This window comes from Streptomyces sp. NPDC053076 (assembly GCF_044546845.1).
GTDB lineage: Bacteria > Actinomycetota > Actinomycetes > Streptomycetales > Streptomycetaceae > Streptomyces.
Genome location: NZ_JBITZL010000011.1, coordinates 174,615 through 196,174, shown reverse-complemented (window position 1 = coordinate 196,174; position 21,560 = coordinate 174,615). Strand labels below are relative to the sequence as shown.

At 73.2% G+C, this 21,560-nt stretch carries 19 protein-coding genes and 1 pseudogene; 8 read left to right on the top strand and 12 right to left on the bottom strand.

What is annotated here, in order from left to right; all coding sequences use genetic code 11:
- Positions 1 to 162 precede the first annotated feature (162 nt).
- Positions 163 to 1,434, bottom strand: coding sequence for an ATP-binding protein (locus tag ACIGYR_RS34395; RefSeq protein WP_399607261.1), 1,272 nt, complete (start codon positions 1,432 to 1,434; stop codon positions 163 to 165).
- 41 nt (positions 1,435 to 1,475) lie between these two features.
- On the bottom strand, positions 1,476 to 2,153 hold the full coding sequence (locus tag ACIGYR_RS34390) for a response regulator transcription factor (RefSeq protein ID WP_030653180.1): 678 nt from the start codon (positions 2,151 to 2,153) through the stop codon (positions 1,476 to 1,478).
- Positions 2,154 to 2,644: 491 nt separating this feature from the next.
- On the opposite strand from ACIGYR_RS34390, the gene ACIGYR_RS34385 reads away from it, so the two are divergent.
- Positions 2,645 to 4,150: a peptide MFS transporter gene (locus ACIGYR_RS34385; protein ID WP_399607264.1), complete on the top strand. Its 1,506-nt coding sequence runs from the start codon at positions 2,645 to 2,647 to the stop codon at positions 4,148 to 4,150.
- Positions 4,151 to 4,333: 183 nt separating this feature from the next.
- Here ACIGYR_RS34385 and ACIGYR_RS34380 read toward each other — a convergent pair whose 3' ends face one another.
- The 6 genes from ACIGYR_RS34380 to ACIGYR_RS34355 all read right to left on the bottom strand — a co-directional run bounded on the left by ACIGYR_RS34380 (position 4,334) and on the right by ACIGYR_RS34355 (position 10,261).
- Positions 4,334 to 5,632, bottom strand: a complete 1,299-nt coding sequence (locus tag ACIGYR_RS34380) for a hypothetical protein (RefSeq protein ID WP_399607267.1) — start codon at positions 5,630 to 5,632, stop codon at positions 4,334 to 4,336.
- A 2-nt stretch (positions 5,633 to 5,634) separates the two neighbouring features.
- On the bottom strand, positions 5,635 to 6,840 hold the full coding sequence (locus ACIGYR_RS34375; protein WP_399607269.1) for a hypothetical protein: 1,206 nt from the start codon (positions 6,838 to 6,840) through the stop codon (positions 5,635 to 5,637).
- Positions 6,837 to 7,892, bottom strand: a complete 1,056-nt coding sequence (locus ACIGYR_RS34370) for a hypothetical protein (RefSeq protein WP_399607272.1) — start codon at positions 7,890 to 7,892, stop codon at positions 6,837 to 6,839. The genes ACIGYR_RS34375 and ACIGYR_RS34370 overlap by 4 nt, the downstream gene beginning before the upstream one ends.
- Positions 7,893 to 8,024: 132 nt before the next feature.
- The gene (locus ACIGYR_RS34365) at positions 8,025 to 8,750 is read right to left on the bottom strand and encodes an LPXTG cell wall anchor domain-containing protein (RefSeq protein WP_399607275.1); all 726 of its coding nucleotides are present in this window, start codon (positions 8,748 to 8,750) and stop codon (positions 8,025 to 8,027) included.
- Between the two features lie 165 nt (positions 8,751 to 8,915).
- A complete protein-coding gene (locus ACIGYR_RS34360; RefSeq protein WP_391847955.1) occupies positions 8,916 to 9,485 on the bottom strand; it encodes an ATP-binding protein in 570 nt (189 codons plus the stop codon).
- Positions 9,486 to 9,883: 398 nt separating this feature from the next.
- Positions 9,884 to 10,261 (bottom strand): STAS domain-containing protein, encoded by a 378-nt coding sequence (locus tag ACIGYR_RS34355; RefSeq protein ID WP_161293920.1) that lies wholly within the window; start codon positions 10,259 to 10,261, stop codon positions 9,884 to 9,886.
- A 246-nt stretch (positions 10,262 to 10,507) separates the two neighbouring features.
- Between ACIGYR_RS34355 and ACIGYR_RS34350 the strand changes: the two genes are divergently transcribed.
- Both ACIGYR_RS34350 and ACIGYR_RS34345 read left to right on the top strand, forming a co-directional pair.
- Positions 10,508 to 11,404, top strand: a complete 897-nt coding sequence (locus ACIGYR_RS34350; RefSeq protein WP_391847956.1) for an RNA polymerase sigma factor SigF — start codon at positions 10,508 to 10,510, stop codon at positions 11,402 to 11,404.
- Between the two features lie 342 nt (positions 11,405 to 11,746).
- Positions 11,747 to 11,917, top strand: a pseudogene (locus ACIGYR_RS34345) (EamA family transporter); the annotation flags it as partial.
- 364 nt (positions 11,918 to 12,281) lie between these two features.
- On the opposite strand, the gene hutI reads toward ACIGYR_RS34345, so the two are convergent.
- The 4 genes from hutI to hutU are packed head-to-tail and all read right to left on the bottom strand — an operon-like array spanning position 12,282 to position 17,735.
- Positions 12,282 to 13,493 carry an imidazolonepropionase gene (gene hutI / locus ACIGYR_RS34340; RefSeq protein ID WP_399607279.1) on the bottom strand — a complete coding sequence of 404 codons (1,212 nt, stop codon included), beginning with the start codon at positions 13,491 to 13,493 and terminating at the stop codon, positions 12,282 to 12,284.
- Between the two features lie 29 nt (positions 13,494 to 13,522).
- Positions 13,523 to 14,860 carry a formimidoylglutamate deiminase gene (locus tag ACIGYR_RS34335; protein WP_399607281.1) on the bottom strand — a complete coding sequence of 446 codons (1,338 nt, stop codon included), beginning with the start codon at positions 14,858 to 14,860 and terminating at the stop codon, positions 13,523 to 13,525.
- Positions 14,857 to 16,074, bottom strand: a complete 1,218-nt coding sequence (locus ACIGYR_RS34330; RefSeq protein WP_391847960.1) for an allantoate amidohydrolase — start codon at positions 16,072 to 16,074, stop codon at positions 14,857 to 14,859. The genes ACIGYR_RS34335 and ACIGYR_RS34330 overlap by 4 nt, the downstream gene beginning before the upstream one ends.
- Positions 16,071 to 17,735, bottom strand: coding sequence for a urocanate hydratase (gene hutU / locus ACIGYR_RS34325; protein WP_399607284.1), 1,665 nt, complete (start codon positions 17,733 to 17,735; stop codon positions 16,071 to 16,073). The genes ACIGYR_RS34330 and hutU overlap by 4 nt, the downstream gene beginning before the upstream one ends.
- 138 nt (positions 17,736 to 17,873) lie before the next feature.
- On the opposite strand from hutU, the gene ACIGYR_RS34320 reads away from it, so the two are divergent.
- The 5 genes from ACIGYR_RS34320 (at position 17,874) to ACIGYR_RS34300 (ending at position 21,553) form a co-directional block, all read left to right on the top strand.
- Positions 17,874 to 19,271 (top strand): diaminopimelate decarboxylase, encoded by a 1,398-nt coding sequence (locus tag ACIGYR_RS34320; protein WP_399607287.1) that lies wholly within the window; start codon positions 17,874 to 17,876, stop codon positions 19,269 to 19,271.
- Between the two features lie 178 nt (positions 19,272 to 19,449).
- Positions 19,450 to 19,833 carry a hypothetical protein gene (locus ACIGYR_RS34315; protein WP_391847963.1) on the top strand — a complete coding sequence of 128 codons (384 nt, stop codon included), beginning with the start codon at positions 19,450 to 19,452 and terminating at the stop codon, positions 19,831 to 19,833.
- Positions 19,830 to 20,645: a transcriptional regulator gene (locus ACIGYR_RS34310; protein WP_399607291.1), complete on the top strand. Its 816-nt coding sequence runs from the start codon at positions 19,830 to 19,832 to the stop codon at positions 20,643 to 20,645. The genes ACIGYR_RS34315 and ACIGYR_RS34310 overlap by 4 nt, the downstream gene beginning before the upstream one ends.
- Before the next feature lie 31 nt (positions 20,646 to 20,676).
- Positions 20,677 to 21,168, top strand: coding sequence for a roadblock/LC7 domain-containing protein (locus ACIGYR_RS34305; protein ID WP_391847965.1), 492 nt, complete (start codon positions 20,677 to 20,679; stop codon positions 21,166 to 21,168).
- A 10-nt stretch (positions 21,169 to 21,178) separates the two neighbouring features.
- Positions 21,179 to 21,553 carry a hypothetical protein gene (locus ACIGYR_RS34300; RefSeq protein WP_391847966.1) on the top strand — a complete coding sequence of 125 codons (375 nt, stop codon included), beginning with the start codon at positions 21,179 to 21,181 and terminating at the stop codon, positions 21,551 to 21,553.
- Positions 21,554 to 21,560: the final 7 nt, after the last annotated feature.

Below are 21,560 nucleotides of genomic sequence, written 5' to 3'. Positions count from 1 at the left end.
ACAGCGCCCCCGAAGGGGCGCGGGGAACTGCGCGACCGGCCACGACGGCGCCGCGGACGATCGACGCCACAGCACACCGCGACACTGCCGGCGAAACGCTCGGCGGCACACGCGGCGGTCCTCCTCGACGCCCACCTGCCGACCGGCGGCGACGGCCGAGCGTCAGCGAACCGTCGGCCGTTGCTCGTCCGTCTTCCGTGCCGGGGGCGTGCGGGAGAGGAACAGGCCGAACACCGGCGGCTGTGCCTGGAGCAGCTCCAGCCGGCCGCCGTCGGCCTCCGCGAGGTCCCGGGCGACGGCCAGGCCGATGCCCGTGGAGTTCCGGCCGCTGATCGTGCGCTCGAAGATCCGCGCGCCGAGGTCGGCCGGCACGCCCGGCCCCTCGTCGGTGACCTCGATCACGGCCTGGTTCCCGGTGACGCGGGTGCGCAGGGCGACGGTGCCGCCGCCGTGCATGAGCGAGTTCTCGATCAGCGCGGCCAGCACCTGGGCGACGGCGCCCGGTGTGCCCACCGCCGTCAGATGCCCCTTGCCGGAGCTGACCACGGCCCGGCCCGCACTGCGGTAGGCGGGCCGCCACTCGGCGAGCTGCTGCTGGATGACCTCGTCCAGCTCGAAGGAGACCGCCGAGCCGGTGCGCGGGTCGCGCGAGTTCGTCAGCAGCCGCTCCACCACGTCGGTCAGCCGCTCCACCTGCGTCAGCGCGATGGTGGCCTCCTCCTTGACCGTGTCCGGGTCGTCGGTGAGGGTGATCTCCTCCAGACGCATGGACAGCGCGGTCAGCGGCGTACGGAGCTGGTGGGAGGCATCGGCCGCGAGGCGCCGCTCGGCCGTCAGCATGCGCCCGATCCGCTCGGCGGAGGAGTCCAGCACATCGGCGACCCGGTCCAGCTCCGGGACGCCGTACCGCTTGTGCCGCGGGCGCGGGTCGCCGGAGCCGAGGCGCTCGGCGGTCTCGGCGAGGTCGGTCAGCGGGGAGGCGAGCCGGTTGGCCTGCCGCACGGCGAGCAGCACCGCCGCCACCACCGCGAGCAGCGCGACCAGCCCGATGATCAGCAGGGTCCGGCCGACCTCGCGGGTCACGGCGGAGCGGGGCTCCTGCACGGTGACCGTCTCGCCCTCCTCGCCGTGCTGCGTGGAGTGGATGGTGTCGCCCTCGGGCTTGCTGCCGATCTCGATGGGCGCCCTGCCGGGCATGCGGATGACCGCGTACTGATCCTTGCTGACCGGATTGCGCAGCACGTCGGCGTTGACGTTCTCGGTGGCGAGGATGCGGCTGTCCACGATGCTGGCCAGCCGGACCGCCTCCGACTCCACCCGCTCCTGGGCGCTGTTGCTGATCGTCCGCGTCTCGACGATCACCAGGGAGATCCCGAAGACGGCGATCACCACGAGGACGACGGCGAGGGTGGACTGGATGAGACGTCGGCGCATGCTCCGCTACCTGTGGCCGGTGGTGATCGCTGGGCCCGGGCTCAGCTCTTCTCGAAACGGAAGCCCACGCCGCGCACCGTCGCGATGTACCTCGGGTTCGCCGCGTCGTCGCCGAGCTTCTTGCGCAGCCAGGAGATGTGCATGTCGAGGGTCTTGGTCGACGACCACCACGTGGTGTCCCAGACCTCGCGCATCAGCTGGTCCCGGGTGACCACACGGCCGGCGTCCCGCACCAGCACCCGCAGCAGGTCGAACTCCTTGGCGGTCAGCTGGAGTTCCTCGTCGCCCATCCAGGCGCGGTGCGACTCGACGTCGATCCGCACCCCGTGCGTGGCCGGCGGCTGCTGCGGCTCCGCGGCGCCGCGCCGGAGCAGCGCCCGTACCCGGGCGAGCAGTTCGGCCAGCCGGAAGGGCTTGGTGACGTAGTCGTCGGCGCCCGCGTCCAGGCCGACGACGGTGTCCACCTCGTCGGCCCGTGCGGTCAGGATGAGGATCGGCACGGTGTGGCCGTCGGCCCGCAGCCGGCGGGCGACCTCCAGGCCGTCCATGCCGGGCAGGCCGAGGTCCAGCACGACCAGATCGACGCCGCCCTGCATTCCGGCGTCGAGCGCGGCGGGTCCGTCCTCGCGCACCTCGACCTCGTAACCTTCCCGGCGCAGGGCGCGGGCCAGCGGCTCCGAGATGGACGCGTCGTCCTCGGCGAGCAGTACACGGGTCATGAGGTGATGGTAGACCGCCCGCGTGCGGTGCCGGGGTGTGATCGGTTCCGGGGATTCTTACCTTCGCACCTTGCTGGTACGAACCATTGACCTGGGGATGCGATCGTAGAAGGGACCTTCGAACCCGGTCGCACGGTTCCCGCGACACCTGTGATCCGTGTCTCAAGTCCTTCCATATCCGGCAGTGTCCTGCCGTATGGTGACCTGAACGCCTGTAGTACACATCGGGGACCTTTGGCGGCCAGTTGACGCTGAGGGTCTCTTTTGTGTGCGGGCTGATCAAGATCAGCCTCGAAAGGAATGACCTCTGGCCGGGCTCCGGACGCGACGACGCGTCGTGGGCGTGGATCCCGGTGGTCGCCGTCCGCCGCTCCGCGATCCGGAGCGGACTCCCCCTGGGCGTGGGGGTGGACGACCGACCTGCCGGTGCCGGCCGCCCCCACCGGGCGCGCAACGCTCCAGCCGCGCGTCCCGACCAGCAAGGAACGACCATGGCGTCCAGCCTGACGAAGGACTCGGTCCGACCGGGCACCCCCGGTTCCGAGAAGACCTTCTTCGGCCACCCCCGCGGACTGGCCACTCTCTTCATGACCGAGATGTGGGAGCGTTTCTCCTACTACGGCATGAGGGCTCTGCTCCCGCTGTATCTGGTGGCCCCGGGTGGCCTGCACCTGAGTGCGGGCACGGCGAGCGCGATCTACGCGGTGTACTTGTCGCTCGTGTACCTGCTCGCCCTGCCGGGCGGCTGGTTCGCCGACCGTGTGCTCGGCCCCCGCAAGACGGTCGCCGTCTCCGGCCTGATCATCATGCTCGGCCACCTGTGCCTCGCGGTGCCCGCCGCCGCGAGCTTCTACGTCGGCCTGGTTCTCGTCGCCATAGGTTCCGGTCTGCTGAAGGCCAACATCTCCACGATGGTCGGCCACCTCTACGACGGCCCGGAGGACCCGCGCCGGGACGGTGGCTTCACGCTCTTCTACATCGGCATCAACCTCGGTGCCTTCGTCGCGCCGCTGGTCATCGGCACCGTCGGTGAGAACGTCAACTGGCACCTGGGCTTCGCGCTGGCCGCGCTCGGCATGGCCCTGGGCCTGGTCCAGTACCTGCTGGGCGGTCGCCACCTGAACCCCAAGAGCAGCGAGGTCCCGACACCGCTGTCGGCCGAGGAGAAGTCCGCCACGCTGCGCAAGGGCCTGATCTGGCTGGCCGTCGCCGCGGTCTTCTACGGCGTCGTCGGCGGCACCGGCCACTTCACGCTGAACTGGGCGCTGATCCCGCTCACCCTCATCGGCCTGATCGTGCCGATCGTGGTCATCGCCCGCATCCACCGGGACAAGGACCTGGACACCGCCGAGCGCTCGAAGGTGTCGGCGTACATCTGGTTCTTCGTCGCCGCCGCCGTCTTCTGGATGATCTACGACCAGGGTGGTTCGACCCTGTCGCTGTTCGCCGAGAAGAGCGCCAAGAACTCGGTCCTCGGCTGGGACTTCCCGGTCTCCTGGTACCAGTCGGTCAACCCGGTCATGATCATGGCCCTGGCGCCGGTCTTCGCCTGGCTGTGGCTGTGGCTGAACCGGCGCGGCAAGGAGCCGAGCACGATCGTGAAGTTCTCCTCCGGCCTGGTGCTGGTCGGGGCGTCCTTCTTCGTCTTCCTCGCTCCGCTGTCGATCGCCGAGGGCGGTCACAAGGCCGCGGCGATGTGGCTGGTCGCGATCTACTTCGTGCAGACCGTCGGTGAGCTGACGCTGTCGCCGGTGGGCCTGTCCGTGACGACGAAGATGGCGCCGAAGAAGTACGCCTCCCAGATGATGGGCGTCTGGTTCCTCGCGGTGACCGCGGGTGACTCCGTCACCGCCCTGCTGTCCAACCCGGCCATCGGCGGCGTCAACCTCGACAAGATGGGCTTCGTCGCCCTGGAGGCCGCGCTCGCCGTGGTCGCCGGTATCGCGGTGTGGATGTACCGCAACAAGGTCAAGAAGCTGATGGGCAACGTCAACTAGTCGCTGCGACTCGGCCGACGGAGGGCCGCCGCACCCAGGGGGGTGCGGCGGCCCTCTTCGTGTGTGAGGCAACGCCCGGGCGCCGTGGGGGCCATGGCGCGTCGGTGGCCTACGGCCGTCCCTGGCCGGTCGGACCCGGGCGGCGGGGCCGCCCGCCGGTACGGCACCGCGCCCCCGGGCCGGTCAACGCGTCCTCCGCCCCGGCAGGAACGTGAACACCGCGCCGCCCAGCAGGATCGCCGTGCCGGCCACCAGGCCCAGGGCCTTCAGACCGCCGTGATCGCTCGCGCCGGTCTCGGCGAGACCGCCGTCGCCGCTGTCACCGCCGCCGCCTCCCGACGTCGACGAGCCGCCCGAGGAGGTGCCGCCGGAGGTCGAGGTGCCGCCCGCGGCGCCGCCGGGCTGCCCGGTGGTGTCCAGGGTGAGCGAGACCGCCGTCTTCGTCGGCGTGCACGTCGTGGTCGTCCCGAGCGCCTTGACCGTCAGCACGCCCGGGGACAGCGTCGAGGAGCCGCTCGCGCCGGGCTTGTAGGTGCCGGTGAGGTCGGGAACCGCGATCGGGTCGCCGGACTTGATGGGGCTCGCGTTCGTCGGTCCCTCCACATGCACCGTGCCCTGGTCGGCACCGCCCAGCACCACCTCCATGGACGGCTTCACGGAGTCCTCGGGGATCTCGGCGGGGCTGTCCATCACCGACTTCTTGAACTGCACGGTGAGGGCGTAACTCCCGCCGTTCTTCCTGGCGTTGATCTGCACCGGCGAGGTCGCACTCTTGTCGCCGATCGGGGTCTTGCAGGCGTACGGGATCTGCACCTCCTTGCCGGTGAAGTCGGTCTGCCCGCCGCCGGTCGCCGTCGGGGTGGCGGTGGCGGTGTGCGTCGGGGTCGCCGAGCCGGTGGGCGTCGCGGTCCGGGTGGGTGTCGTAGTGGGCGTGCCGCCGCCGCCCGCCGTCACCTGGATCGTCGCCGCCTGCTGCACGGTCTCCTTGGGCGCGCACTTGGTGTCGGTCGACATCGCGTTGACGGTGTACGCGTCCGGGGTCAGCGTCACCTCGCCCGCCGCGGTCAGCTTCAGGGTGCCCTTCATGTCCGAGAGCACCATGGCGCCGCCCTTGGGGATCGCGGGATTCTCGCGGGGCCCCCGCATCGCGACGCCGGCGGTCTGCGCGCCGGCCGCCTTCAGCACACCGGACGGCTGGACGGAGTTCGCGGGCAGGTCGATGATGTCCGGGTTCTTGGACGCGGCCTGGACGAACTTCCACCCGATGTCCACCGTGTCGCCCACCTTCGCCGTGGCCGGCGCGGTGATCTCGACCTTCGTGGTGCCGTCGACGGGGTCGATGCCCGCGGGCGGCACGCAGTGGGTGGCGTACGACACCTCGGCCGCCTGCGCGGGGGCCACCGCCGGGCCCAGCAGGACGCCCGCCGCACAGAGCACCAGCAGGGCGCCCGTGCCCCCGGCCGTTGTGCCTCTCCTTCGCATGCTCACGTGGGTCCCTTCGTGGTGGGAGTCGTAGGACTCGTCGGGCTGTCGTCGTGCGGTGCGGAGGTCCGGCCGGCCGGGCCGCCCGGAGTGGAGTCCGGGGTGAACCACGGCAGGGTCGGAGTCGTGGCGGCCGGATCGGCCGCGGGCGCCGGGGACCCGTCGGTACGGGAACGCGGCAGGGGCGGGCGCAGGCGCGCGGTGGGCGGGCGCAGGCGCGCGGTGGGCCGGGACAGCAGCGCGGTGGGCCGGAGCAGGCGCGCGGTAGGCCGGGACAGCAGCGCGGTGGGCCGGGGCAGGCGCGCTGTGGGCCGGGGCAGGCGCCGCCGGTGGCTCGCGCCGCCCGGGCGGCGCGGCCGGACGCGGTCCACCACGGCCATGCCGACGCGGAACAGCGCGGCCGGGACGACCAGGCAGAGCAGGATCCAGAACAGCGTCACACCCCACGGCCGGCCCACCCCCCACGGCTGTTCGGAGAGCACCCGGCCGGCGTACCGCAGCGTCACGGTGTAGTCGCCGTGCGCCCCGGCCGACAGCTCGACCGGCAGTTCGATCTGCGCCTTCTTCCCGGGCGCCAGGGTGCCGTGCCACTGCCGCTCGTCCCACTCGGGGGCGAAGACGCCGTGCGCGGTGCCGACCCGGAACACCGGGTTCTCGATCGGGCTGGTGCCGGTGTTGCCGACGGTGAAAACCAGGGTGCGGCTCGGCGGCGCCCCGAACCAGGTCAGCAGGCCGCCGGACCCGGTGAGCCGGGTGTCGGAGAGGACCGCCAGCCGGCCCGCGGAGCGCTCGGCGGGCAGCGGGGCCACAGGGTGCCCGGCGACCGCCAGGACGGTGTCCGCCTCGGCCCTGGCGCCGGTGACGGTGGCCACGTGGACCACACAGGGGCAGGGCACGGGCGGTTCGGCGACCGGCAGCCTCCGGCTGAAGCGGCCGTCGGCGCCGCTGGTCACGGCCCTGCCGTCGCCGTTGGCGCAGGAGTTGGTCCCGCCGATGACGCCCCGGGCCGGGGTGGCCCGCCCGCACACCAGCATCATCAGCAGCGCGCGGGGCCGCCAGCCGGTGCCGCTGACGGTGACCGAGCCGCCGGTGCCGGCCTGGGACGCCGACAGGTGCACGGCCGGTCCGTCCGCCGCCCGGACCGGGCCGGCCGGTCCGGCGAGGGCCAGCAGCAGCGCGGCGACCGCCGGCAGCACGATCCGCCTCACGCCACCGCTCCCCTCGGTTCGGCCCCGGCCGGCCGGGGTAGGGACCGCGCACGGTGCCCGCGCCGCCACCGCAGGAGTACGGCCGTACCGGCGGCCACCGCCGCCGAGCCGCCGGTCACCGCGCCCCACGGCACGAACGCGGCCGACGTGTCCGCCGTGTCGCGCGCCCCGCCCGCCGCCGTCACCGTCAGCCGGACCCGCACCTCGTCCAGCACCGGCCGGTCGGGCCACGGCTCGCTGAGCGTGCGCCGGGCGCCGGGCGGCAACCGGACGGGCAGGGGGCGCGGGGCGCGGTCCAGGACCCCGCCGAAGACACCGTCGGCGCGCACCGCGAGTCTCGGCACGAGGACGGTCGTACCGCGGTTGACCAGGTCGTACGTGATCCGGCCGGCGTGTACGGCGAGGTGCTCGACGGTCAGCGCGGCAAGCGCGGGGCCGCCGACGCGCAGCCGGACCGGCACGGTCGCGGTACGGCCGTGCGCATCCCGCGCGACGATCGCGCCGGCGCGGTCACCGGGCCCGGCGTCCCCGGGCACGGTCACCGTGAAAGGCACCTCGGCGCGGGTCCGGGCCGGGACCCGCAGGCCAGTGCGGGCGAACACCGCCGGGACACCGGAGCCGCGCAGCCGGACCGTGACCGGTGACCGCCCGGTGTTGGTCACGGCCACCGTGTCCCGCAGGACCGTCCCGGGGGTGCCCTCGGCGTAGAACGCGGGCCGCCCACCCCCCAGCGGCGCGAGCGACCACCCGACGGGCTGCGCGACGGCACGCGGGGCGGCGGTCCACAGGATCAGCGGAGCCAGGAGCAGGACGACGAACGCGAAGGGCGAGCGGGGGGTGCGCGGAGTGCAGGGGATGCCCAAGGTGTTCCGGGGGCGGGGGGTGCTCGCGGGGGGCAGGGGGCGCCGAGTGCGCATGGTGCGCAGAGCGCCGGCGATGCGCAAGGTGTGCGGGGGACGCAGGGTGCCGGCGGTGGGCAGGGGGCGCGGAGTGGGCGGCAGGGTGCGCGCGGTACGCGGGGGCGGGCCGAGGACGCTTGCGGCGGGCGGCATGGGCGGCTCCAGCGGTGGTGGCCGGGCGGTTCAGCGGGGGCGCCGGGGGGCTGGGTGCGGTCCGGCCGGGACCGATCGGCGGCAGGTGGTCCGGTTCGGAGCGGTCAGGGGCGGGCGGTCCGCTCGGAGCGGTCAGGGGCGGGCGGTCTGGTTGCGCCGGGTCAGCCACAGGGCGCCCGCCGCGCCGGCCAGGAGGACCGTGCCGCCCAGCGTGCCGAGGGCGACCGCGGAGTCGTCGGGGCCGGTCTGCGGAAGCTGCCCGGCGGTGGACGAACCGGCGGAACCCCCGGTGGACGAACCGGCGGAGCCGCCGCCCGTGGTGCCGGAAGTGCCGCCGGTGGAGCCCCCGGTCGCCGTCACGTCCAGGGTGAGGGACGCCTTGGGGGTGTTGGTCGGTGTGCAGGTCGTGGTCGTACCGAGCGCCTTGATGGTGAGCGTGCCCGCCGTGAAGGTGACCTTGCCGCTCTTCTCCGGCGTGTAGGTGCCGCTCAAATCGCTGATCTTGATGGGGGTGTCGGCGGGGATGGCGGCGGCGTTGGCGGGACCGCTGACCGCCAGCGTGCCGCTGTCGGCGCCGCCCAGCTTGATGGTCGCGCTCGGACTCATCGCGCCCTTGCCCAGCTCGACCGGGCTGGAGGAGACCCCCTTCTGCCAGGACATGGTGATCCGGTAGCCGCTGCCGCTCCTGACGCCCTTGATGTCGATGGGCGAGACGGCGCTCTTGACGCCGATCGGCGTCTGACAGCGGTAGTTGACGTCGACGACGTCGGCGTGGGCCGCCGGTGCGGCCAGCAGCACCGCCGTGCCGGCCAGGGCCGCGGCGGACGCGAGCACGGCGCTTCGTTTCGGGTACGACACGGTCGGTCCACCCCGTCCATTCCTGACGACGTATCAGATTCGGCCGTCAAGGTACGCCCGGGGTCGTGAGGAAGGAAGACGCGTCACACGCCGGAGTTGTGGCGATCCGGCGTGTGCGACGCGGTGTGGGAGTGCAGACGGGGGCCCGGGCGCCCACCGGGACGGTCAGGCGGGCGCGCCCAGCTCCGCCCACACCGTCTTGCCCGGCGCCTCGGGGACGCGGACCACGCCCCAGTCGAGGCACAGCCGCTGCACGATGAACATGCCGTGGCCGCCGGGGCGTCCGGCGCGGTGCGGGGTGCGCGGGGCCGGCTGGCCGGCGCCGCGGTCGGAGACCTCGATCCGGATCACCTTGTTGTCGCAGGAGAGCAACAACTCGTCGGGCCCCTCGGCGTGCAGGCAGGCGTTGGTGACCAACTCGGAGACGACCAGCAACACGTCCTCGGCGGCGGCCCGCTGGTCGGCGGTGGCGGCGGGCAGCCAGCCCCACGCGTACAGCGCCTGCCTGGTGAAATCACGGGCGAGCGGGACGACACCGCTCTCGCCCTCCAGGCGGAGTCTGCGCATCTGCCGGCCGCGGGCCTGCGGTGTGCCGTCGGTCGACCCGGACGGCACGGACGGCGCGGCTGCCCCCGTGGCCGCGCCGACAGCCGGCGCAGCCCCCTCGGACGCCCCGGAAGCGCCGCTGGGCTCCGGGCCGCGGTCGCCCGGCGAGTAAGGCCGGGTGGTGCTCATCAGCGCTTCACCTCACCGATTCACCAGTTCATGATTCAAAAGTCCGGTCAGCAGTCCGGCAGCAGTCCGGTCAAGGGTCCGGCACCGTCGGCACCGGCCGGCCGTCACGGCGTCCGGCCGTCGGTCGGGCGCCGTCCGCCCGCCGGCCGGACGGGATCCCGTACCCGTCCGCCCGCCGGACGCGCGTTCCGTCCAGGTCGTTCGTCCGCGCGCCCCGTCCGGGCCGTTCGCCGGTTCCCGCGGGATCCGGCGGCCGGTGGCCGGCAGGACGCCTCCTGCCTTCTTCTGCCCTCTCCTGCCCGACCGATCCGGCGGAACACCCCCGGGTTCGGCGTGACACACGCAACGCCGGTGGGGGCCGGTGCGCGGACCGGACCGGACGAGGAGGGGCGGCGGGTTCAGTCGGCACCGTCGGCCAGGGCCGCCTCCACGGAGTCGTGGACGGTGAAGACCGCCTCGGCCCCTGTGATCTCGAACACGCGGGCGACCACCGGCAGCATTCCGGCCAGGTGGACCCCGCCCCCGGCGGCGTCCGCCTTCAGCCGGGCGCCGAGCAGGACGTTCAGCCCCGTGGAGTCACAGAACTCCAGGCGTGAGCAGTCCACAACGAGCCGTGAGAAGCCCTTGTCCAAGAGGTCGTCGAGGGGCTCACGCAAAAGATCGGCGGTGTGGTGATCGAGCTCACCCGCCGGCGTCACGACGGCGCTGGAGCCCTCTTCCCGAACCTCCACCAGAAGCCGGCCCGACTGTGCGCTGCCGACCGTCCCGTGGTCCATGCCGTCTCTCTCCCGAGCGTCGTGGCTGCTGATGCCCTCGAACATTACGCCTTCCATGCGCACTCCGACACCCGAACATCCGCACACAATCGGACATATCGCCACAGAACGCACTTGCGACCCGCTCGGTGCAGCGGGTAGGGCTATTAAGGACACACATTCCTACAGCCGGCTTCGGAGGCGCCGCACACCGCAGTGCACGTACTGGCTTCGGCAGCCATATGCCGAGAACGATGGAGGACACCCATGTCACCCCGGCTCGACGCATCGCATACCCCGATCGCGACGTCGACACCCCCACCGGAACAACTGGATCATCCCATCGCCGCCCTCGACCTCTTCGAGGGACTCCCGGAGATCCCCCCGTACGCCGAGATCGGCCCGGTCGACGCGCGGGCCCTGTCCAAGACTCTCTTCGAGCGCCTGGAGTCGCTCGAGGAAGGGACGTACGAGTACTCGTACGTCCGCAACACCCTCGTGGAGCTCAACCTCGCGCTCGTCAAGTTCGCCGCCTCCCGCTTCCGCTCCCGCAGCGAGCCGATGGAGGACATCATCCAGGTCGGCACCATCGGCCTGATCAAGGCGATCGACCGCTTCGAACTCGCCCGTGGTGTGGAGTTCCCCACATTCGCGATGCCGACCATCATCGGCGAGATCAAGCGGTTCTTCCGTGACACCTCGTGGTCCGTGCGGGTCCCGCGCCGGCTGCAGGAGCTGCGGCTCGACCTCGCCAAGGCGGGCGACGAGCTGGCGCAGCAGCTGGACCGCGCCCCCACGGTCACGGAACTCGCCGAGCGCCTCGGCATCTCCAACGACGAGGTCGTCGAGGGCATGGCCGCCTCGAACGCGTACACCGCCTCCTCGCTGGACGCCCAGCCCGAGGAGGACGACTCCGAGGGCGCGCTCGCGGACCGCATCGGATACGAGGACCACGGGCTCGAAGGCATCGAATACATCGAGTCGCTCAAGCCCTTGATCGCCGAACTCTCGTCCCGGGACCGGAAGATCCTCTCCCTGCGCTTCGTGGCGAACATGACCCAGTCGGAGATCGGCGAGGAACTGGGCATCTCCCAGATGCACGTGTCCCGGCTGCTGTCGCGCACGCTGGTACGGCTGCGCAAGGGGCTGACGCTGGAGGAGTGACCTCCGTCCGGACCGTGCGAACGGCCCGTGCGCAGGGGTTCGCGCCTACGGATCAGCGATTACGGCCTGCGGGAAGCGGCCCGGCGATGACGCCGGGCCGCTTCGCCGTGTCCGTGGCCCAGCTCACCGAGTGCGGAGTACCCGGCACCGCGATCGTCATGCGGCTTTCCGCCCCGGTTGTCCGAGGGGGGAGCCGTCGTCGGCGAACCGTCGGCGGCCGTCCGGCCCTCCGGTCGATGCGGCTTTCCGGCCCGGCCCTCCGGTCGATGCGACTTTCCGGCCCGGCCGTCCAGGGGGCCGTCGTCGGCGAACCGACGCCCCCCGTCGGGGCGGTGAACCCCGTGGGCGGTGCGCCGTACCTCACCCTCCCGTGTCAGCCTGCTGCTCGGCACGGAGCCGGTGTGGGCCGCGGCCGTCGGCATCGCCGTGGGCGGCGACCGACCGGGCGTCCTCGGCCTGCTCGGCGCGGTACTGGTGCTCGCCGGTACGGCGTGGGGGCGTGCGACGGCGGACCGGGAGCGGGACGCCGACGATGCGGTGACGGACAGCGGGACAGCCGCCGTGCTGAGCGTTCCCGACGGCACGGCGGCGGGGAGCGTTCCCGAAGGCGCGGCGGCGGGGAGCGTTCCGGACGGCACCGCGGCGGGGAGCGTTTCCGACGGCACGGCGGCGGGGAGCGGTTCCGACGGCACCGCGGCGGCGGCCGAGAGCGCCGCTGTGCAGGCCGAGGGTCCCGCCGTGGAGCCCGTCTGACCGGCCCGCGGGCAGCAGGTCCGGCTGCGTGACCCGGGCCCGTCTGACCGGCCCGCGGCAGCAGTCCGGCTGCGGACCCCGGGGCCTCGCGGGCGCGGCCGGTGCGCGGCCTTCTGACCGCCGGTCAGACGACGCGTACGCCCCTGCGCCACACCTCGCTGACCAGCGGCACCCCCGGCCGGTAGGCCAGGTGGACATGGCTCGGGGCGTCCAGGAGGGTCAGGTCGGCGTAGGCGCCCGGGGTGAGACGGCCGATGTCGGTGCGGCGGAGGGCGGCGGCACCGCCCGCCGTGGCCGACCAGACCGCCTCGTCGGGGGTCATCCCCATGTCGCGGACGGCCAGGGCGATGCAGAAGGGCATCGACGAGGTGAAGGACGAGCCCGGGTTGCAGTCGGTGGAGAGGGCGACCGTCACGCCCGCGTCCAGGAGACGGCGGGCGTCCGGCCACGCGGCGCGGGTGGAGAACTCGGCGCCGGGCAGCAGGGTGGCGACCGTACGACCGTGGGCGAGGGCGTCGACGTCCGCGTCCGTGAGGTGGGTGCAGTGGTCGGCGCTCGCCGCGTCCAGCTCGACGGCCAGCTGGACGCCGGGGCCGTAGGAGAGCTGGTTGGCGTGGATGCGCGGGTGCAGGCCCTTCGCCTGGCCGGCCGTGAGGATCGCGCGTGCCTGGTCGCCGTCGAAGGCGCCCTTCTCGCAGAACACGTCGATCCAGCGGGCGTGCGGCGCGCAGGCGTCCAGCATCTCGCCGGTGACCAGGGAGACATAGGCCGCCGGGTCGTCGGCGTGGTCGGGGGGGACGATGTGCGCGCCGAGGTACGTCACCTCGTCGGTGTGCTTCGCCGCGAGGCGCAGGGCGCGCGCCTCGTCCTCGACGGTGAGGCCGTAGCCCGACTTGGTCTCGAACGTCGTCGTGCCCTGGCGGAGTGCCTCGTCGAGAAAACGGGTGAGGTTCGCCTCCAGTTCCGCGTCGCTCGCCGCCCGGGTGGCCGCGACCGTGGTGCGGATGCCGCCCGCGGTGTAGGAACGGCCGGACATGCGGGCGTTGAACTCCTGCGTCCGGTCGCCCGCGAAGACCAGGTGGGAGTGGGAGTCGACGAAGCCCGGCAGCACCGCCCGGCCGCCCGCGTCGACCCGGTTGTCAGTGGCGGGTGCTTTGCTTGACTCACCGGTCCACACGACGCGGTCGCCCTCGATGACGACGGCCGCGTCCTGGACCAGACCGAGGGGGGATCCTCCCCCCTTCTCGAATGTGCTCGAACGGGGGGACCCGCATCCGAGGGAGGGGTCGTTGGTGACCAGCGTGGCGATGTTGGTGATGACGGTGCTGCTGCTCATGGTGTCGTCCTCCTGGAGGTCGGCGTTCCTCAGCCCCGCAGGGCTTCGACGGCGGCGGCCAGGGCCTGCGGCACATCCGGCACGAGCGTGTGCGCGCCGTCGCGTACGACGTGCCGGCCGCCCACGACCGTGTGCCGTACGTCCGCCGCGCTCGCCGCGAATACGGCTGTCTCGGCGCCCAGTCTGGGCAGTGGCCCGGCCGTCCTGACCGAGTCCAGGGCGATCGTCGTCAGATCGGCGAGCGCGCCGGGCGCGATGGTGCCGGCGTCGGCCCAGCCGAGGGCGGCGTGGCCGTCGGCGGTGGCGGCCCGCAGCAGCGCCGCGGCCGTCCAGTGGCCCCGCGTGCGGGTGCGCAGCCGCTCGTTCAGCTCCATCGCGCGGGCCTCTTCGAGCAGGTCGATGACGGCGTGGCTGTCGGAACCGAGGGAGAGGGGGGAGCCGGCCCGCTGGAGGGCGACGGCCGGGCCGATGCCGTCGGCCAGGTCCCGCTCGGTGGTGGGGCACATGCAGGTGCCGGTGCCGGCGCCGCCGAGCAGGGCGATGTCCTCGTCGGTGAGGTGGGTGTTGTGCACGCCGGTGGTGCGCGGCCCGAGGACACCGTGGTCGGCGAGCAGCCGGGTGGGCGTGCGGCCGTGCGTGGCGAGGCACGCGTCGTTCTCCGCGGTCTGCTCCGACAGGTGCACGTGGAGCGGGGCCCGCCGCTCCTCGGCCCAGCGGGCCACGGTCCCCAACTGTTCGGCCGGTACGGCCCGTACGGAGTGGATCGCCGCCCCGATCCGCGCGTGGTCCCGTTCCTTGAGAACTGCACAGCGTTCGGCCCACGCCTCCGCGCTGCCGTCGGAGAACCGCCTCTGATGGGTGTTGGGCGGTTCCCCGAAGCCCGAGGAGAGGTAGCAGGTGTCGAGGAGGGTGATCCGGATACCGGCCTCGGCGGCGGCGGCGATCAGTGCCTCGCCCATGGCGTTGGGGTCGGCGTAGGGGGTGCCGCCGGGGGCGTGGTGCACGTAGTGGAACTCGCCGACACAGGTGATGCCGGCGAGCGCCATCTCGGCGTACACCGCGCGGGCGAGGGCGTGGTAGGTCTGCGGGGTCAGGTGGTCGGCGACGGAGTACATCACCTCGCGCCACGTCCAGAAGGTCCCGGAACCGACCTGGACGGTGCCGCGCAGCGCCCGGTGGAAGGCGTGCGAGTGGGCGTTGGCCAGGCCCGGCAGGGTGAGCCCGCGCAGCACCTCGGCGCCGGGCGGCGGGACGGGCGTCCCGGTGCGGACGGCACTGATCCGGCCGTCCGCGACCTCCACCGCGACACCCGGCTCGACGTAGGTGTCGAGCCAGGCGTGCTCCAGCCAGTACGTCCGTGTCGTCACCTGCGGGCCAGCCCTTCCAGTACGTCGGCGAGTGCGCGTACCCCGGCCACGCAGTCGTCCTCGGCCGCGGACTCGGCCGGGGAGTGCGAGACACCGGTGGGGTTGCGTACGAACAGCATGGCGGTCGGGATGCTCCCGGACAGGATCCCGGCGTCGTGTCCGGCACCGGTTCCGAGGACCGGCACCTTCAGGCCGGTGTCCTTGCCCAGGATGCGGCCGAGTTCGTCGCGCAGGGCGTGGTCGAACTCGACGACCGGGGTGAAGGACTCCCGGACGACGTCGAGGTCGACACCGTGGGCGTCCGCGTACTCCCGGGCCGCCTTCTCGATGCCGCCGACGACGGTGTCCAGCGTCTCCTGGTCGGCGGCGCGCGAGTCGAGCCAGCCGCGCACCAGGGAGGGGATCGCATTGACGCCGTTCGGCTCGACGGAGATCTTGCCGAAGGTGGCGACGGCGCCGGCGAGTTCGGCCTCGCGTCGGGCGGCGAGCACGGTCTCGGCGTAGGACAGCATCGGGTCACGGCGGTCGACCAGCCGGGTCGTACCGGCGTGGTTGGCCTCCCCGCCGAAGTCGAACCGCCAGCGGCCGTGCGGCCAGATGGCGCTGGCGATGCCCACGTGGTCGCCGGACAGGTCCAGCGCGCGGCCCTGTTCGACGTGCAGCTCGACGAAGGCGCCGATCCGGGCCAGCCGCTCGGGATCGGGCCCGATGGCCCCGGGGTCGTACCCGGCGGCCTCCATGGCGCGCGGCAGGCTGACCCCGTCCCCGTCGGTGAGCCGGTGGGCCTGCTCGACGGTCAGCTGCCCGGCGGTGAGCCGGGAGCCGACGCAGGCGAGCCCGAACCGGGCGCCCTCCTCGTCCCCGAAGTTGACGATGGCGAGCGGCTTGTCGAACTGCGCTCCCCGGTGACGCAGTTCGTCCAGCGCGGCGAAGGAGGACACGACCCCGAGGGGCCCGTCGAAGGCACCGCCGTCCGGCACGGAGTCCAGGTGTGACCCGGTGACGACGGCGTCCCCGGCGGCCGGGTCCCCGAGCCAGGCCCACTGGTTGCCGTTGCGGTCGACCTCGTAGGTGAGCCCGCGCGCCTCGGCCTGTTCCCTGAACCAGGCCCGGCACTCGGCGTCGGCCCCGGTCCAGGCGAACCGGCGGTAGCCGCCGGAGGCGGAACTGCGGCCGATCGGCAGCAGCTCCGCCCACATGCTGTGGAAGGTCACGCCTGGTCACCCTCGCGCATCGGCACCCGGACCGCGCGCTCCTGCGCGACGGACTCCGCGATGTCGTATCCCGCGTCCACGTGCCGGATGACGCCCATGCCGGGGTCGTTGGTCAGCACCCGGCGGATCTTCTCCCCGCCCAGCTTCGTGCCGTCGGCCACCGTCACCTGGCCGGCGTGGATGGAGCGGCCCATGCCGACGCCGCCACCGTGGTGGATGGAGACCCAGGAGGCCCCGGAGGCGACGTTGACCATGGCGTTCAGCAGCGGCCAGTCGGCGATCGCGTCGGACCCGTCGAGCATGGCCTCGGTCTCGCGGTACGGGGAGGCGACGGAGCCGCAGTCGAGGTGGTCACGGCCGATGGCCAGCGGGGCGGCCAGCTCGCCGCTCGCCACCATGTCGTTGAAACGCTCGCCGGCCTTGTCGCGCTCGCCGTAGCCGAGCCAGCAGATACGGGCGGGCAGGCCCTGGAAGTGGACGCGCTCGCCGGCCATCTTGATCCAGCGGGCCAGGGACTCGTTCTCGGGGAACAGCTCCAGGAGCGCCTTGTCGGTCTTCGCGATGTCGGCCGGGTCGCCGGACAGGGCCGCCCAGCGGAAGGGGCCCTTGCCCTCGCAGAAGAGGGGGCGGATGTAGGCCGGGACGAAGCCCGGGAAGGCGAACGCCCGGTCGTAGCCCGCGAGCCGGGCCTCGCCCCGGATGGAGTTGCCGTAGTCGAAGACCTCGGCACCGGCGTCCATGAAGCCGACCATGGCCTCCACGTGCTTGGCCATGGACTCCCGGGCGCGCGTGGTGAAGCCGGCGGGGTCCTTGGCGGCGGCGTCGGCCATGTCCTCGAAGGCGATGCCGACGGGCAGGTAGGACAGCGGGTCGTGGGCGGAGGTCTGGTCGGTGACGATGTCGATGGGGGCGTTCATCGCGAGCAGCTGCGGGACCAGCTCGGCCGCGTTGCCGAGGACCCCGATGGACAGCGGCTTGCGCTGGTCGCGGGCCTCGACGGCCAGCTGGAGCGCGTGGTCGAGGGAGTCGGCCCTGACGTCCAGGTACCGGTGCTCGATGCGGCGCTCGATGGCGCGCGGGTCGCAGTCGATGCAGAGAGCGACGCCGTCGTTCATGGTGACCGCGAGGGGCTGGGCGCCGCCCATGCCGCCGAGACCGGCGGTGAGGGTGATCGTGCCGGCGAGGGTGCCGCCGAACTTCTTCGCGGCGACGGCGGCGAATGTCTCGTAGGTGCCCTGAAGGATGCCCTGGGTGCCGATGTAGATCCAGGAGCCGGCGGTCATCTGGCCGTACATGGTCAGGCCGAGGGCCTCCAGACGGCGGAACTCCTCCCAGTTGGCCCAGTCGCCGACCAGGTTGGAGTTGGCGATGAGGACGCGCGGGGCCCACTCGTGGGTCTGCATCACGCCGACCGGTCGGCCGGACTGGACCAGCATGGTCTCGTCCTGCTTGAGGGTCCTCAGGGTGCGGACCATCGCGTCGAAGGAGCGCCAGTCGCGGGCGGCCTTGCCGGTGCCGCCGTAGACGACGAGTTTGTCGGGGTGCTCGGCGACCTCGGGGTCGAGGTTGTTCTGCAGCATGCGCAGGGCGGCCTCCTGCTGCCATCCCAGGGCGCTGAGTTCCGTGCCGCGCGGGGCTCGTACGGGGCGGGGTCCCGACATCGTCTGCCTCCTTCATGCCTATGTCTATTCACATCCTGTCTCTCTGAATAGGACTAGTCAATACGCCGGGGCGGCCGCGTCCTCGCGTGGCGGGTGTTTGGCTGGAAGCACGAGGCCGAGACACAGGACGGGGAAACCGTGGAGCGCGAGGACACGCGGGAGCAGGAGCGGACGGTCGACGGCGGGACCCGGGAGCGGGTGGCCCGCCGGGACCGGGCGGTGCGGGCCGCGGTCGAGCAGGGGCTGCTGGGGCCGGACGCGGCCGTGGTGGGACTGCTGGACGTCGTCGGCATCCAGGAGGCGGCGGCGGACCTGCGGGCGGCCTTCGACGCGGTCACGGCACCCGGCACCGCGGTGCTGCACGCCTTCGCGGTGAAGGCGACCCCGCTGGTGCCGGTGGTGCGCCTGCTGCACGAGGCGGGCATCGGCGCGGAGGTGGCGAGCCCCGGCGAGCTGGCGCTGGCCCGGGCCGCCGGGGTGCCGCCCGCCCGGACGGTGCTGGACTCGCCGGCGAAGACACCGGCGGAGCTGCGCGAGGCACTGGCCCTCGGCATCGCCGTGAACGCGGACAACCCGCAGGAGCTGGACCGCCTGGACGCCCTGGTCGGGTCCGCGCCGACCCGGTCCCCGCTCGGCCTCCGGGTCAACCCGCAGATCGGCGGAGGCACCATCGGGGCGACCTCCACGGCCACACGGACCTCGAAGTTCGGGGTGGCGCTGCGGGACGAGGGAGCGCGCGCCTGGGTCGTCCGGGCGTACACGCGGCGGCCGTGGCTGACCCGGCTGCACGCGCACACCGGTTCGCAGGGCATCCCGCTGTCGCTGCTGGCCGAGGGGGTGGCGGAGGTGTACGCGCTCGCGGAGGAGATCAACGCCGCGGCCGGGCGGCGGCAGGTCGACACGGTCGACATCGGCGGCGGGCTGCCGGTGAACTTCGCCTCGGAGGGGGCGACACCGTCGTACGCCCAGTACGCGCGGATGCTGGCCGCCCAGGTGCCGGGGCTGTTCGACGGGCGGTACGGGCTGGTGACCGAGTTCGGGCGGTCACTGCTGGCCAAGTACGGGACGGTGGTGGCCCGCGTGGAGTACGCCAAGAGCGCGGGCGGGCGGCGCATCGCCGTGACGCACGCGGGCGTGCAGGTGGCGACGCGGACGGTGTACGCGCCGGACGCGTGGCCGCTCAGGATCGCCGCGTACGACGCCGGGGGGCGCCCGAAGACGGGTCCGGAGGTGGAGCAGGACATCGCCGGGCCGGCCTGCTTCTCCGGCGACCTGCTCGCCGAGCGTCGCGCGCTGCCCCTGCTGGAGCAGGGCGACTACGCGGCGGCGCTCGACACCGGCGCGTACTGTTTCGCCCACCACTACGCCTACAACTCCCTGGCCCGGCCCGGGATCCACGGCTACGCGCCGGACGGCGACGGCGGCATGGCCTTCGCGACCGTACGGCAGGGGCAGACCGTCGCCGAGGTGGTGGCGGAGTCCGGAGGGGCGCACGCGTCCGCGCTCACCACCCTGCGCGCGCCCGGGAGCCGTTGACACGCCCCGGCACGCCTCGAACAAATAGATCAACGGCCGCGGAACACACGTCAGTTGAACAACACTAGTACGCCGGACGCATGTTCCACTGGAAAATGCCAAAGGCCTCACCTCTCGCGTACACGTTGCGTAGTGTCAACGTCACTCAGCCGGAGTCCCAGGCGGGAGGGGAGCCACGGTGCCCGGAATCGACGAGTGCCTACTGGAAGCGATGAGGCTGCCTGGTGCCAGGGGAGCCGCGTTGGTGGACTGGACGAGCGGACTGGCCCTCGGCACGGTCGGGGAGGCCCCCGGCGGGGACCACGAGACGACCGCCGCCGAGGCCGCCGAACTGGCCCGGATGGCCGCCGAGCACGGCACCTTCGCGGCGCACGGCGCGCAGGCCCCGCCGGTCGAGGACGTGATCATCAGCAACGGCGACAGCTATCACCTGCTGCGCTTCGTGGACACGTCCTTCGACAGCAGCGTGTTCCTGCACCTGTGGCTCGGCCGCGAGGAGGGCAACCTCGCGCTCGCCCGGATCCGGCTCGGTGAGATGGCCGCCCGGCTGGTGCTGGGATGACCATGGTCAGGACCCCTCCGCCGGCCCTGCCGGTGCGGGACAGGCAGGCCGCGCGCGCCGTGTCCCCGATGCTGACCCGGCTGGCCGAGGAGCGGGCCACCGGCGTCCTGGTCCGCGAACACGGCGTCCTGCACCTCGCCGAGGGCCGGGTGGTGCACGCCGAGAGCCCCCACGCCCCGGGGCTCGACGTGCTCCTCACGGCCCACGGCACCCTCGCGGGCACCGCCTGGCAGCGGGCCGCGGCACAGACCCCGGGCCCCCTGCACGCGGCCGAACTCCTGCTGCGCTCCGGGGTGCTGCCCACCGGCGCGCTGGAGCTGTGCCACCTGGACGCGCTGTACGACGCCGGGTACTTCGCGCTGGCCCCGAGCAGCACCCCGGGCCGCTTCCGCTACGACCCCGCGCCCCGGCTCGGCCCACTGCCCTCGGTCCCGGTCGTCGCGCTGGAGCGCGAGACACTGCGCCGCCGCCTGCTGCTGCACCGGATGTGGCCCGACCCGGCCGCCGACAGCGCCCCGCTGATCCGCGCGGCCCCGGCCGCCGGTCACGCCCCGGCGGCGCCGGTCACGCCCCGGCAGCGGGCCGTCCTGGACCGCGTGGACGGCCTGCGCACGGCCGCCGACATCGCCCGGAACCTGGGTCGGCAGGCGTTCCACACACTGGTCGACGTCCGCCGGCTCACGGCGGCCGGGCATCTCACGCCGACGGCACCGGCGCCACCGGCCCTCGCACCGCTCCCGCCCCAACCGGTCACCACCGACCCCGACATCGCGCTGCTGAAGAGGCTCAGGGATGCGCTGGAGGCGCTTTGAACGGCACCGCCCCGCCGAGAGGAGACACCTGATGGTGGCCGAAGAGGACCTGCACAGCGTGCTGGACGAGCTGCGCCGGCTGCGCACCCGGGTACCGCAGCTCACCGGCGCCCTCGCGGCCGGCGTCGACGGCCTCGTCGTCGCCCACGACACCCCCGGCGTCGACCCGGAGGGCCTGGCCGCGCTGACCGCCGCCGCGCTCGGTGTCGCCGTACGGGTCACCGACGCCACCGGTAACGGCGGCTTCCGGGAGCTGCTGGTGCGCGGCGAGCGCGGCTACATCGCCACCTACGCGGCCGGCCGCACCGCCGTCCTGACGCTGCTCGCCCAGGACCGGGTCAACGTCGGCCGGCTGCACCTGGAGGGCCGCCGGGCCGGCGCCCGGGTCGGGGAGCTGCTGGACGCCGCCGAGGCCGCCGCCCGCGCCGTACCCACGACCGCCCGGATCCCGCCCGCACGAACCCGTACCGCACGCGCGCCACGCACCACGGCCGCCGAAACACGCACCGCGACCGACAGCTGAGAGGACCACCATGGCCAACACCGAAACCGCACTGAAGGAAGCCCTCACCTCGATCGAGGGCGCCACCGGCGTCGCGCTCGTCGACTACACCAGCGGGATGGCGCTGGGCACGATGGGCGGCACCAAGACCTTCGACCTGAACGTGGCCGCCGCCGGCAACACGGACGTCATCCGCGCCAAGATGCGCACCATGGAGATGCTGGGCCTCAAGGGCGGCATCGAGGACATACTGATCACCCTGTCGGACCAGTACCACCTGATCCGCCTGCTCAGCAGCCGCGGCGGCAACGGCCTGTTCCTCTACCTGGTGCTTGACGCGAGCCGGGCCAACCTGGCGATGGCCCGGCACCAGTTGAAGCGGATCGAGGAGGACCTGGAGGTCTGACGGCAGC